Genomic DNA, 12,890 nt, shown 5'->3' on the forward strand with positions numbered 1-12,890 from the left:
ACTACATCGGCTGGCTGCACTTCCAGACCATCTGGAACGACCTCGTCGCCACGCAGCCCGACATGTTCGACTGATCCTTTCTTGCAACAACGGTCTTCAAAGGGCTTTGCATGAAACGGGCGATGCGATGTGAGCCGCATCGCCCGTTCTGTTTATTCCGTATGCGGCGCGATGCCTGCAGCGACTCCAGCACACCCTGCTTTTATGTGCGCCAGCGCACGCTTCGCGCGTTCGGGAATGCACCATTGTCGGAAGCGCACTCAAGCGGCGCAACACGCGTTAGTGTCTCCACCCCCGGTCTGATCGATCAAGACTGACGATAGCGATCGTGTCGATTGCGGTCGCGTCGAATCGAGGCAAGAATACGAAACGGAATGCCCCAGGGCGCAGTTCACGCATCTTCTTTTCGATCATGAAAAACCTAGCATTGCGCAAGAACTCCGCCTCGATGGGCGCGAGCCGCACAGGGAGCGGCGAGCCGCCCTATTTGCTCACGCCCGCCGGATGGGCGTTCGTGCTGCTTGCGTCTTACGTCATATGGTTTCTCGTCACGTCCGGCCGGCCGGTGCCCACGTTGCCCGATCAGGACTCGTATCTCGAGTATTTCCAGCTCACAGGTCCGGACTGGTTTTCTGACTATGTCCAGCGTCACCCGCTCGGCCTCGGCTTCATTCCGCGCATTATTACCGACGAGCTCGGCTGGCGGCTGTGGATCATCCTCGTCAACTGGTTCGGCTTCACGCCCGATGGCGCGATCAGGCTCACGGTCGGGCTGGCCAACGGTCTCGTGTTCTGCTCGCTCGCACGCTTGCGTCGTCCGCTGCTGGGACTCGTGTTGTGGATAGTGATTCCAACGGCGCTCGCCGTCACGGGGCTGTACCAGATCAGGCAAGGCTTCGCGTTTGGCGTCGCGATGATGTTTTGCGTCGTGCTGCGCCGCCCGGTGCTGGGCCTGTTGATCGCGAGCACCATTCACACGACGATGGCATTCCCCGCTATCTTGCTGATCGTCGCGCGCCTGAGCGGCCCGAACAACCGCATCGCGATTCCGGCCGTCGGCATCGCGGGCGCGCTGTTGTCCTTGAGCGCGCCGATGCTGTTCGACGCCTTCGGCGGCCGGCGTATCGCTGACTATGCGGGTTATCAGGCGGAGTTCTCCGTCAACCTGCTCGTCCTCATGTTGTCGTACTGCTTCGCCTCCGCGCTCCTCATCATGTCGATCCGGTACGTTCGGCCGCTGTACATGCGTTCCCCGCTGCGCGAACTGGGGCTCATGCATCTGGGCCTCATCGCTTACCTCGTCTGCGCGTTCCTGTTTTTTCCATTCGGCAAGGACCGGGTCTTCTACCTCATCTCCCTCCTTCTTCCGTTCTTCCTCCAGGAGATACGGGTCAGGAGCACCATCACGCTCTGGATGACGGCCGTGCTGTACGTCATGATCATGGCGGACGTCTATCTCGCCTATCAGAAAGGCGTGTTCTACTACTTCGTGGGATAGCACGAACCGGCGCTCCAGCGAGCCGCATCCCGGCCGCGGCCTGTATGATGGCGGGCCTGCGCGAGCATGAGCCTCGCGCGCCGCATCCACATCCGCTGACTTCAAGGAAGACCGCCATGACGGCCGCATCGCAATTCGATCAGGTTTCCGTTATCAAACGCGCCAACGTGTATTTCGACGGCAAGTGCGTGTCGCACACCGTGCTCTTCGCCGACGGCACGAAGAAGACACTCGGCGTGATTCTGCCGGGCACGCTCAACTTCGGCACCGATGCGCCCGAATTGATGGAAGTGCAGGCCGGGAAGTGCCGGATCCGCCTGGAAGGCAGCGACGAGTGGAAGACCTACGGCGCGGGCGAATCCTTCCGGGTGCCGGGCAAGAGCCGCTTCGATATCGACGTGATCGAAACGCTCGACTACGTCTGCAGCTATCTCTGATGTGAAACGGGCGCACGGAGCGCCCGTTTTTTTTTCGAGGCCTTTCGCGGGCGCGGGCGTTCATCGACTTTCTGGTCGATCATTTCAGGGCGCCGTTCGTGCCGGTGCCGTTGGAAACCGGCAGGAAACGGACGATCCGCACGCGATGAGCGCACGGTTTGTCCATTTTTTATCGATGTCCACGTTTCGTGTACAATTCTGAAAATTGGACAACCGGACTTCGTCATGCCGCCGCGCGCCGATCGTCAACTGGAGCAAATGGTCGAAGCGGCCGCCGCCGCCTTCAGTGATGCGACCGGACTCACCGCACGCCGCGTGAAGCCGCCGGCGGGCGGCGCATACGACGCCGCCATCGAATTCCGCATCGGAACCGCGCGCTTCAGGCGTCCCGTCATCGTGCGGGAAATCGTCGACCGATACAGCGCGTTGTCGGCCATCGGCACATCGGACAGCGCAAATCCCACGCTCGTCACCACGCATCTCTCGCCGCACATGATCCAGGCGTGCCGCGACATGCACGTCGACGCGCTCGACCTCGCCGGCAACGCGAGCCTCATCGAAGGCAACAGCGTCGTGATCGTTTCCGGCCGCCCGCGCGTCGCCGAAAGCAAAACGCGCCGCTCGCGAACGTGGACGAAGTCGACGTTGCGCGTCACGCTCGCCTTGCTCATCACGCCGCCGCTACTGGAACGCGGCTACCGCGACATCGCGCAGATTGCCCGCGTCAGCCACGGCACGGTGCAGAACGCCGTGCGTGCGCTGGTCGAGCATCGCGATGTCTTCGAGCGTCCCGACGGCCGCGGCCTGCAGTTCGCCGACCGGGAACGGCTGATCGACGAATGGGTCACCCTGTATCCGCGCCAGTTGCGCGAATCGCTCGTGCTCGGACGCTACCGCGCCGACTCGAACGACTGGTGGCGCGATGTGCCCGGGTTGCCGGGCCAGTGCCAGTTCGGCGGCGAGCCCGCCGCGGCGATCCTCACGGAATATCTGAAGCCGGCGACGGTCACTGCCTACTGCGCCGACGCCGTGCCGCGCGAATGGATCATGCAGGCGCGGCTGCGTCCCGACCCCGCCGGAAACGTCGAATTCCTGCGCGCGCCCGTGAAGCTCGCACCCGTCGACGGACTTCCGCCGAACGTCGTCGCGCCGCTGCTCGTTTATGCCGATCTCGTCGGAAGCGGCGACCCGCGCAATCTCGAAACCGCCAGGATGCTGCGTGAACGCTACCTTGCCGCTTGAATTGCTGCCCCATCGGCCGCTCGCCGCAACGACCGCCGCGATGCTGCGGGAAGTCGTCGCCGCGTCGGAGGCGACGCACATCGCGTGGTTCGTCGGCGGCGCGAGCGCGCGCGACATCCTGCTCACGCACGTCCACGACATCGAGGCGATCCGCGCGACCGCCGACGTCGACATCGGCATTTCGATTCAAGGCTGGACCGGACACGACGCGTTGCGCCGCACGCTGCTCGCATCGGGAAATTTCAAGGCGCCGAAAGGCTCGGCGCATCGGCTGAATTACAGCGTGCCGAAGACCGGCGAGCGCACCTGGCTCGACATCGTGCCGTTCGGCGGCGTTCAGGACGCGCATGGCGAGATTGCGTGGCCGCCCGACTGGTCGGTGCGGATGAACGTCGCGGGCTTCCGGCAGGCGCTCGATGCGGCGCTTGCCGTGCGCATCGCGGCGGATCTGATCGTGCCGGTCGCGTCGCTGCCCGCGCAGGCGATGCTCAAGATCGTCGCGTGGCAGGACCGGCACGCGGCCGATCGCAAGGATGCGATCGACCTGCTCTTCCTGATGGCGCGCTACGCGCAGGCGGGCAACCTCGACCGGCTCTATTCCGATGCCTTCGACCTCGTCGAACGGCACGGCCACGATCCGGACATCGCGGGCGCCGCGCTGCTCGGCCGCGATACGGCCGCCCTCGCCGGCGACGACGTCCGCGCACAGATTCTCGCGATCCTGCGCCTCGACGATCCCGCGCCGCCGATCCTCGCGCACATGCTTGGCGCCCGCATGCCGGTCTTCGAGGCCGATACGGGCGAAAGAATCGCCGCGCTCTTCGACGCGTTCAGGCTGGAATTCCGCGAGTCCGCATAAAGAAAGGCATCAACCGTTGCGGAACAGATAGCTGTACGCGTTGAGCGCGGGCACGCCGCCGAGATGCGCGTAAAGCACCTTCGAGCCTTCGGGGAATTCGCCGTTGCGCACCATCTGGATCATGCCGTCCATCGACTTGCCTTCGTAGACGGGATCGGTCAGCACGCCTTCGAGCCGCGCGCAAAGGCGGATCGCCTCCAGCGTGCCTTCGTTGGGCAGACCATATTCAGGGCCGCCGAAACGCGTGTCGAGGATCACATCCTCGCGCGTGATGTCCTGACCGAGATCGACCAGCTCCGCCGTATGCTTGGCGATGCGCAGGATCTGATCGTGCGTCTGCGCGGGCTTCGCCGATGCATCGATGCCGATGACGCGCCGCGCGCGCCCATCCGCCGCGAAGCCGACGACCATGCCCGCCTGCGTGCTGCCCGTCACCGAGCACACGACGACGTAGTCGAACCTGAAGCCGAGCTGCGCCTCCTGCGCGCGCACCTCTTCCGCGAATCCGACGAAGCCGAGACCGCCGAGCGGATGCTCCGAGCAGCCCGCCGGAACCGGAAACGGCTTGCCGCCCGCCGCGCGCACGCTTTCCATCGCGTCCTGCCAGCTCTTGCGAATGCCGATATCGAAGCCATCGGGAACGAGCCGCACATCCGCACCCATCATGCGCGACATCTGGATATTGCCGACCCGGTCGTACACCGCGTCGGAGTAATTGACCCAGTTCTCCTGCACGAGCACGCACTTCATGCCGAGATGCGCGGCCACTGCCGCGACCTGGCGCGTCTGGTTCGACTGCACGCCGCCGATCGACACGAGCGTGTCGCAGCCCTCGGCGAGCGCCTCGGGAATCAGATATTCGAGCTTGCGCGTCTTGTTGCCGCCGAAGGCGAGCCCGCTGTTGCAGTCCTCGCGCTTCGCGTACAGCTCCACCTTGCCGCCGAGATGCGCGGAAAGGCGCTTAAGCGGTTGGATGGGCGTCGGTCCGAAAGTGAGCGGATAGCGGGGAAAACGTTGCAGGTTCATGATCGGCATCCTCGTAATGGTGGGACTACGGCCGCCGCGCACGCGGCAACGCCTGAGCACAATCGTAGAGATTCCCACCCTCCACCGGGTTGCAAAAAAAAGCTGTTCGACCTAACGTTTCTGGATGTCCTCCCCTCTTTGCGAACTTTCGTTTCGCAAAATCCCGCTCTGACGCAATGAAAAAAACTACCCTCGACCGAAGGCCGCACCCGGCGGGCGTTCAGACCGATCGCGTCGATCGCGCGATCCTGCGTCAGTTGCAGCGCGATGCGTCGATCTCCAACGTCGCGCTCGCCGAGAAGGTCAATCTGAGCCCGCCCGCGTGCCTGCGGCGCGTCGAGCGGCTGCGCGAGGCCGGGCTGATCCGCGCGACCGTCGCCCTGCTCGACCCGAAGGCGCTCGATGCGGGCATGCTCGTGCTGATCGGCGTGATCCTCGACCGCTCCACGCCGGACTCCTTCGCCGCGTTCGAGAAGGCGGCGCAGAAGGTGCCGGGCTGCATGGAGTGCCATGTCGTGACGGGCGAGTTCGACTTCTTCATGCTGATCCGCACGCGCGACAGCGAAAGCTTCAACCGTCTCCATGCCGAGAAACTGCTCTATCTGCCGGGCGTGCGGCAGATCCGCACCTTCGTCGTCCTGCGCGAGATTCTCTCCACGACGGCGTTTCCGATCGGCGAATCCGCGGGAACGAGGGCGGCGTGATAGCGGCCAGGCGCGGAAATAGACCACCCGCGCGGCAAGCCTGCTGAAAAATTACGCTACGATTCTGGGTTTTCCATGTCTGGACATCCCGTTTCGTTGTGACCGCGTCCGATTTCAAAGCCAGGGCCCGAGCGGTTCTGGCCCGCCTTCTACCTTGGCTGCGCCCGCATCTGCGGCCTCGCACGCTGCTCGTTCTGCCCCCGCTCTTCTTGCTCTATGTGCTGGTGCTGATTCCGTTCACGCCCGGCATCCGCGATATCCGCAAGGCAAAGGTCGACCAGCCGGCGCAGATCTATTCCGCCGATGGCAAGCTGCTCGCCGAGTTCAAGCCCACGCACCGCGAGTGGGTGAGCCTCAAGGAAATCTCGCCGCAGGCGATCGACGCGCTCATCGCGACGGAAGACCGGCGCTTCTATCGGCATCACGGCATCGACTTCGGGCGAACGGCATCGGCGGCGCTGCATACGTTCTCGGGCGACCGGCAAGGCGGCTCGACGCTCACGCAGCAGCTCGCGCGCAACCTGTATCCGGAAGAAATCGGCCGCTCGCAGACGCTCACGCGCAAGCTGAAGGAAGCGATCACCGCATTCAAGATCGAAGCGGTCTATTCGAAGGACGAGATCCTCGAAACCTATCTGAACACGGTGCCGTTCCTCTATAACGCGTACGGCATCGAAATGGCTGCCCGCACCTACTTCGGCAAATCCGCGGGCGAGCTCGATGCGCTCGAAAGCGCGACGCTCATCGGGATGCTGAAGGGCAACAGCTATTACAACCCGGTGATCAATCCGGAGCGCGCGCTGGACCGGCGCAACATCGTGCTCGGGCAAATGGTGAAGTTCGGCCATCTGCCGGCCGCGAAGCTCGATGCGCTCACGAAGCGCCCGCTGCGCATCGACTTCGAGCGGCAGACGGAGGAGCCGGGCCGCGCGCCGCACTTCGCGCAGCAGTTGCGCAAGTGGCTCATCGCCTGGGCCGACGACAACGACTACAACATCTATTCGGATGGCCTCGTCGTGCGCACGACCATCGACTCGCGCCTGCAGACGATGGCGACGAACGCGCTCGCATTGCAGGGCAATCAGCTGCAATCGATCGCCAACGCCGCGTGGGGCGGACGCGGCGGCTGCGCGAACGCGAACGCGGATCTCGCGCATGCGTTCATCCGCGAGACGAGCGACTATCGCGCGGCGCACGACGGCGGCATGAGCGATGCCGACGCCCTCAAAAAACTAAGCACGGACCGCGCATTCATGCAGACGCTGTGCGAGAACAAGACGCGCGTGCAAGCCGCGTTCGTCGCGCTCGATCCGCGCAACGGCCAGATCAAGGCGTGGGTCGGCAGCCGCGACTTCACACAGGACCCGTTCGACCACGTGGCGCAGGCGCGCCGCCAGCCCGGCTCGACGTTCAAGCCCTTCGTCTACGGCGCGGCGTTCGAGCGCGGCGCGAAGCCGACCGACACGTTCGTCGATCAGGCCGTGGAGATTCCGGTGAAAGGCGCCGAAACATGGCGCCCGACCGACGACTCGCCGCCCTCGGGCCGGCCCGTCAGCCTGCGCGACGGCATCGCGTATTCGAAGAACCGCATCACCGCGCAGCTGATGGAATCGGTCGGGCCCGCACGCGTCGCGCGGCTCGCGCGCGACATGGGCGTGCGCGAGAGCCATCTCGACGAGGTGCCGTCACTCGCGCTGGGTACGAGCCCGGTGACGCTGAAGGAGATGGTGTCGGCGTACGGCACCATCGCCAATGACGGCAGCTACATCGAGCCGCTGCTCGTCACGCGCATCGAGAACCGGGACGGCGAGGTGCTCGCGCAGTTCGAGAGCGCACCCGAACGCGCGCTTTCGGTCGACGCCACGCGCAAGCTCGTCGACGTGATGCGCGACGTCGTCAATCGCGGCACGGGCACGATGATCCGCACGCGCTTCGGCATTCGCGCCGATGTCGCGGGCAAGACCGGGACGACGCAGGACAACGCGGACGGCTGGTTCATTCTGATGCATCCGCAACTGGTGGCGGGCGCCTGGGTCGGCTTCAACGACAGCCGCGTCACGCTGCGCAGCGACTACTGGGGACAAGGCGCGCACAGCGCGCTGCCGATCGTCGGCGACTTCATGCAGCGCACGCTGCGCTCGCATCTGATCGACGCGCGCGTGCGTTTCGACACGCAGGAAACGCCGGGCAAATGGCAGACGTTCGTCACGCGCCTGCGCACGTGGATCGACGCAACATTCTCGAAGGCGCCGAAGCCCGCCGCGCCGAAGAATGCGCAGACCACGGCGCAGCATCCGGCGCGCGCGAAGCGCGCGCCCGCGGAGCCGGCGGCCGAAGTAACCGAAGCGCCGCCGCAATCGCCGGTGTTCACGACGATGCCGCCGATCCTGCCCGCGCTGGGTGAAACTGCGAGCGCGGCGCAGGCGCCGTCCGAACCTGCGTCCGCGCCGCGGCAATGACGTTCACTCGTGGCTGATTCGTGCGTCAGCGACGAGCGAAGCCCGGCTCATCGCAAACCGGACGTACGAAAGCCCTTCGAATCAGCGCGCGACCTGATAACGCCGGCGATCCGCGATCGGCGTGATCATGAACTGCTTCTTGTAGCGCGTGGAGAAGTGAGTCATCGAGCTGAAGCCGGTGCGCGCGCACACTTCCTCGAGCGGCTTCGCGGTGCGATACAGCAACTGCCTCGCACGCAGAAGACGGATCTCGAGATACGCGTTCGCCGGCGTCTTGCCGAGCCGCTCCTGAAACCAGCGTTCGAGTTGTCGCTGCGAAACGTTCATGGTGTCCGCGATCTCTGCAATCGACAGTGTCTCCTCGACATTGCTTTCCATGATCTGCAGCGCCTCGTCGAGCTTCGCGTGCTCCTCGGCGATGTACTGTCGCAGCGACGCGACCGGCCTCCGCTCATGGCCCCGGCGTTCATCGACCAGCAGTTCGAGCACGCGCGCCGCCAGCGCCTTGCTGCCGGGCGGCATGCCGATCAGATGCAGCATGAGGTCCAGCGGCGCGATGCCGCCACTGCTCGTGTAGCGGTCACGATCGGCTTCATAGCGCCGGTTCGATACGACCAATTGCGGAAACTGCTCGAGCAGAACATCCTGGTCGTCCGAGTGAATCGTGCATCGATAGCCGTTGAGCAGCCCGGCGCGCGCGAGCAGATAGCTACCCGTATCGAGCCCGCCGAGCGCGATGCCCCTTCTCGCAAACACGCGCAGGCAGTCGAGCAGCGTGCCGAGCCCCTTGCGCGCGACCGGATTCGACCCGACGACGAACACCATGTCGAAGTCGTCATCGATGGTGATGAGCGCGTCGGGCATCACGCGAGTGCCGTCGTTCGATCGCACCGCGCCCGCCTGCGCGGCGACGAGCCGGTAGTCGTACACACGCCGCTCGACGATCACGTTCGCGATGCGCAAGGGATCCATCGCGGCGGCGAGCGCGATGAGCGAAAAATGCTCGAGTAGCAGAAAGCCGATTCGTGTGACGCGAAGCTCGTGCAGGTCGCGGGCGTTGCGGCTGTCACAGCGGCTGTCACGTGTCGGTGACATGTGGCGATGCATTCGCTCAGTGAGGGAACCTGCGAAAGCATAGGTGATCCGCGCGCGAAAGAAACCCTTCCTTTGAAGTTCCTCCAATGGACGTCCGCCCCGCGCTGCTGTCATGATTCAGTAGACCAACGACCCGCTCGTGCAGCACGGCTATCGTGCGAAGAAAGCCGCGCTTTCGTCGACGGACAGATCGTCCGTGCTGCTTTCCGCGCGTGGTCGAAAGATGCATCGGAGAAACGCATCGCTCTGACTGAAAATTAGTCATACGAAACCGTTTTCAACTAGACGATGGCGTGCAAGGAACGAGAATGCCTTACACGCCATCGGCCCGCGACGGTATAGTTTGCTTGTCTCGCGGCGCCTCTCGATTAAGCAGGTGCATCAGCCGGACGTTCACGCACGAATCGAAAGACTGATGCCTGTGTCCAACTTCCGGAGAAGACGTGCTGACATCTGCGATCGGCGTGTTAAGAAGACGCTTGCTGAACGTCCATACGGACCATCGGCGCATCGCGAAAAGCGCCGTGATCGTCTCGCTGTTCGTTTTTCTCTGTAAGGGAACGGCCGCTTTCAAGGAGATGGCGGTTGCTTACCGGTATGGAATCGGCGGTACCGTCGACGCCTATCAGCTCGCGCTCACGCTCGTTTCCTGGCTTCCCATGACGCTCACGAATGAATTGAGCGTTCTTCTCGTCCCGCTCTTCGTCAGCATGCGGGGCAAGAAGGAAGAACTGTCGCAGTTTCTGGGTGAGCTCGAGGGCTGGTGCCTGGTGCTCGGCATCATGCTGACCGCGATCCTCGTGTTGTGCGGCCCGTTCGTCATCGATTTCACCGCCGGGAATCTTGCCGAGGAGACCCGGACCAAGTGCCTGTACATGCTCGCCGGCCTGGGTCCGGTCGGCGTGCTGAGCTTCACGGTCAGCATCACCGCCGCGCGATTGCAGGCGCGCGAAAAGCACGTCAATACACTTCTCGAATGCGTTCCGGCGCTGGCCCTGCTGTGCTGCGTTCTCGTCGTGCCGCATCGCGACTCGCTGCTTCCGCTGATGCTGGGCACCTCGCTCGGCCTGGCCCTGCAAGCGCTTCTGCTGAGGATGGTCGCGAGGAACGTCGACGATCAAACCGCGCGGCCACGGCTTTCGTTTCACTCACCCCATTGGCGCAAGACCTTGCATTCGTTGGGCGTGTTGCTGTTCGGCGGCATCATGATCAGCGTACTCGCGCCGGTAGATCAATACTTCCTGGCAAAGGTCGGCGACGGCGCCATCGCCACGTTTGGTTACGCGAACCGCGTGCTGGCCTTGCTGATCGGCATGGGAGCACTCGCTATCAGCCGCGCCATCCTGCCGATCCTGGCCGAGATGCTCGCAGTGAAGGACGAGATCCGCGCGCGGGACACCGCGTTCAAGTGGTCGATCGTCATGCTGGCGATCGGCGCGATTGGTGCTGCGATCTCCTGGGTGCTCGCACCATGGATCATCGCGGTGCTATTCCAGCGGGGCGCGTTCACCGCCGAAGTCACGGCTGCAGTGACGCTCGTGTTTCGCATGGGCCTGCTTCAGCTTCCGTTCGCATTCGGCTGTTTCGTCCTCATTCAGCTGCTCGTCAGCGAAGGGCGCTTTCGGGCGCTTACTGTCATCTCCTTCGTCGGTTTCGTGGTCAAGCTCGGTGGCAACATGCTGCTGGCTCCGGTGTATGGCGCACAAGGCGTGATCCTCGCCACCGGCCTGATGGCCGCCGCGAGTTTCATCGGCTATTTTGCGTTTCTGATGTATCCGCCCGGCCAGTCGCGCGAACCGAGTGCGTCGCACGTCGGCGACGATTAGCGTTCGGGCCGGACACGCGTTCATCGAGCCCCGCGCTGCCGCAGGCTCGCCGGAATCTGGCAGCTCTTCCGACATTCATGCCCGAACAACGATGAATATGAACCAGCGCTTCCCATTGATGCTCGAGTTGTGGATGGCAGTCGAGCGCCTGGTGTATCGGGCGCCGCACGGCCGCGACCTGACCGTCCCGGACCGGCTCGACGCGCCCGAATGCGCCGTGGTCTACAACGGCGCCTGGAGCATCACGAGCCTGTGGAAGACGCTGCTTCAACGGCGCACGCCTCACTTGCAGGTCGTGTGGCTCGGTCCCGACGGGCAGGCTCACCTCATCGCGGAATCGCACGTCGCGATTCAGAACCGCTGTTTTTTCTGCGCGTCGCTTTCGATTGCGCTCGAACGTCATCGTCTCCTGTGCGATCGCGCGCGACATCGCCTTCAGGTCACCGCCGAGCCCGGCGACTTGCCCGTGATCGAGGTCTCGCGCACGGACGTGCGGACCTCGGCCGTCGATGTGATGCGCTTCGCGGCACAGCATCTGCGCGAGAAAGTCTTCAACAAGTTCCGCAGGGCGGTATCGCGCAGCGACCACTGGGGCATTGCCTTGCACAGCGAGGATGCATCGGGGCGCGAGCGGACGACCGGCGACATCTCCGTTGCCGACGAGGCCAAATGGTGGCTGGAGATACCATCGCCCAAGGACCGTTTCTACGCCGATCCTTTTCCATGGCTGGACTCGGCCGGCCAGTATCACGTGTTCTTCGAAGACCTTCCGTACTCGACGAACAAGGGCGTGATCTCGCATGTCACGCTCGATCCCGTCTCGAAGTCATGGAATGCGCCGCCGCAGGTGGTTCTCGAACGGCCGTACCATCTTTCCTATCCGTTTCTGTTCGAACACGCGGGCGAGATCTTCATGATTCCGGAGACATCGGAGAATCGCACCATCGAGGTGTATCGCGCGGCGCCGTTTCCCACCGGCTGGGTGCATCATGCGACGCTGATGAAAGACATCGTGGCGGCCGACACGACGCTATATCACGAATCCGGCACTTGGTGGCTCTTTACCAGCGTCGCACAAGGCAGCGGTCCCAACTGGGACGAACTGCATCTCTACCACGGTCCATCGCCTTTCGGTCCGTGGCAAGCGCATCCGGCCAATCCGATCGTGTCGGACTGCCGCCGCGCGCGCATGGCGGGCAACATCGTCAGGGATTCGAGCGGACGTCTCATCCGGCCGGCCCAGGACTGCGAGCGCGAGTACGGAGCGGCTTTGTGTTTTTGCGAGATTACGGAACTCAGTCCGCTGAAATATGCGGAGACGCCGATTCTCGTCAAGGACGCGCCTTCCGAGCGATCTGGTCTGCACACATGGAACAGAACGGGAGATGTCACTGTCGTGGACATCAAAATGAACGTCTACAAGCGTGCGAAAGCGCAAACGGGGTATAGGCGCCTGTCTTTGCGATAACGCTCGCTTAGCGCTCAGTCCCTTCCGAACGTGTGAATTCTTGTCGGCGCGCTGCCTCGGCGCGGTTCGTAGCGGGATGTCGTGAATCGTCGACCGATTGGTCGCTCGACAGACGCTTCGTGCGCGGTACGCGTATTACGATATCGAACAAAGCGACGATTGCGAGAACTACGACGGCCCCGACCGCTAAAGTCCCGATCACGTTGAGCCAGTACATGTCTTCTCCGTGAATTGCACGCTGCCAGAAATGGGCCGAACGTATGACGGATCGCCAGA

General features: G+C 63.7%; 10 protein-coding genes. 8 read left to right on the forward strand and 2 right to left on the reverse strand.

Annotated features, from left to right (window positions below; translation table 11 throughout):
• Window positions 1–412: 412 nt before the first annotated feature.
• The 4 genes from AWB83_RS13250 (at window position 413) to AWB83_RS13265 (ending at window position 4,036) form a co-directional block, all read left to right on the forward strand.
• Window positions 413–1,498 (forward strand): EpsG family protein, encoded by a 1,086-nt coding sequence (locus AWB83_RS13250; protein WP_143750047.1) that lies wholly within the window; start codon window positions 413–415, stop codon window positions 1,496–1,498.
• Between the two features lie 116 nt (window positions 1,499–1,614).
• Window positions 1,615–1,935: a pyrimidine/purine nucleoside phosphorylase gene (gene ppnP, locus AWB83_RS13255; protein WP_087045961.1), complete on the forward strand. Its 321-nt coding sequence runs from the start codon at window positions 1,615–1,617 to the stop codon at window positions 1,933–1,935.
• 225 nt (window positions 1,936–2,160) lie between these two features.
• Window positions 2,161–3,177 carry a type IV toxin-antitoxin system AbiEi family antitoxin gene (locus AWB83_RS13260; protein WP_087045963.1) on the forward strand — a complete coding sequence of 339 codons (1,017 nt, stop codon included), beginning with the start codon at window positions 2,161–2,163 and terminating at the stop codon, window positions 3,175–3,177.
• A complete protein-coding gene (locus tag AWB83_RS13265; RefSeq protein WP_087045965.1) occupies window positions 3,155–4,036 on the forward strand; it encodes a nucleotidyl transferase AbiEii/AbiGii toxin family protein in 882 nt (293 codons plus the stop codon). The genes AWB83_RS13260 and AWB83_RS13265 overlap by 23 nt, the downstream gene beginning before the upstream one ends.
• Window positions 4,037–4,045: 9 nt before the next feature.
• On the opposite strand, the gene AWB83_RS13270 is transcribed toward AWB83_RS13265, so the two are convergent.
• A complete protein-coding gene (locus AWB83_RS13270) occupies window positions 4,046–5,062 on the reverse strand; it encodes a 1-aminocyclopropane-1-carboxylate deaminase (RefSeq protein WP_087046186.1) in 1,017 nt (338 codons plus the stop codon).
• 176 nt (window positions 5,063–5,238) lie between these two features.
• Between AWB83_RS13270 and AWB83_RS13275 the strand changes: the two genes are divergently transcribed.
• Together AWB83_RS13275 and AWB83_RS13280 are read left to right on the forward strand one after the other, a co-directional pair.
• Window positions 5,239–5,766 carry an Lrp/AsnC family transcriptional regulator gene (locus AWB83_RS13275; RefSeq protein ID WP_087045967.1) on the forward strand — a complete coding sequence of 176 codons (528 nt, stop codon included), beginning with the start codon at window positions 5,239–5,241 and terminating at the stop codon, window positions 5,764–5,766.
• A gap of 98 nt (window positions 5,767–5,864) precedes the next feature.
• Window positions 5,865–8,225: a penicillin-binding protein 1A gene (locus tag AWB83_RS13280; protein WP_087045969.1), complete on the forward strand. Its 2,361-nt coding sequence runs from the start codon at window positions 5,865–5,867 to the stop codon at window positions 8,223–8,225.
• Between the two features lie 81 nt (window positions 8,226–8,306).
• Here AWB83_RS13280 and AWB83_RS13285 read toward each other — a convergent pair whose 3' ends face one another.
• Window positions 8,307–9,320, reverse strand: coding sequence for a GlxA family transcriptional regulator (locus AWB83_RS13285; RefSeq protein ID WP_087046187.1), 1,014 nt, complete (start codon window positions 9,318–9,320; stop codon window positions 8,307–8,309).
• Window positions 9,321–9,844: 524 nt separating this feature from the next.
• On the opposite strand from AWB83_RS13285, the gene murJ reads away from it, so the two are divergent.
• Both murJ and AWB83_RS13295 read left to right on the forward strand, forming a co-directional pair.
• Window positions 9,845–11,146, forward strand: a complete 1,302-nt coding sequence (gene murJ / locus AWB83_RS13290) for a murein biosynthesis integral membrane protein MurJ (RefSeq protein ID WP_244197715.1) — start codon at window positions 9,845–9,847, stop codon at window positions 11,144–11,146.
• 91 nt (window positions 11,147–11,237) lie between these two features.
• Window positions 11,238–12,614 (forward strand): glucosamine inositolphosphorylceramide transferase family protein, encoded by a 1,377-nt coding sequence (locus AWB83_RS13295; protein ID WP_244197716.1) that lies wholly within the window; start codon window positions 11,238–11,240, stop codon window positions 12,612–12,614.
• Window positions 12,615–12,890: the final 276 nt, after the last annotated feature.

Origin of the sequence: Caballeronia ptereochthonis (assembly GCF_001545075.1) — a bacterium.
In the GTDB taxonomy this organism is placed as follows: domain Bacteria; phylum Pseudomonadota; class Gammaproteobacteria; order Burkholderiales; family Burkholderiaceae; genus Caballeronia; species Caballeronia ptereochthonis.

What these genes read in the sequence shown, in the direction of transcription:
- AWB83_RS13250 (WP_143750047.1), top strand. Translation starts at nt 413, where the DNA reads ATGAAAAACCTAGCATTGCGCAAGAACTCCGCCTCGATGGGCGCGAGC.
- AWB83_RS13285 (WP_087046187.1), bottom strand. Translation starts at nt 9,320, where the DNA reads ATGTCACCGACACGTGACAGCCGCTGTGACAGCCGCAACGCCCGCGAC.
- AWB83_RS13295 (WP_244197716.1), top strand. Translation starts at nt 11,238, where the DNA reads ATGAATATGAACCAGCGCTTCCCATTGATGCTCGAGTTGTGGATGGCA.
- AWB83_RS13275 (WP_087045967.1), top strand. Translation starts at nt 5,239, where the DNA reads ATGAAAAAAACTACCCTCGACCGAAGGCCGCACCCGGCGGGCGTTCAG.
- AWB83_RS13260 (WP_087045963.1), top strand. Translation starts at nt 2,161, where the DNA reads ATGCCGCCGCGCGCCGATCGTCAACTGGAGCAAATGGTCGAAGCGGCC.
- ppnP (WP_087045961.1), top strand. Translation starts at nt 1,615, where the DNA reads ATGACGGCCGCATCGCAATTCGATCAGGTTTCCGTTATCAAACGCGCC.
- AWB83_RS13270 (WP_087046186.1), bottom strand. Translation starts at nt 5,062, where the DNA reads ATGAACCTGCAACGTTTTCCCCGCTATCCGCTCACTTTCGGACCGACG.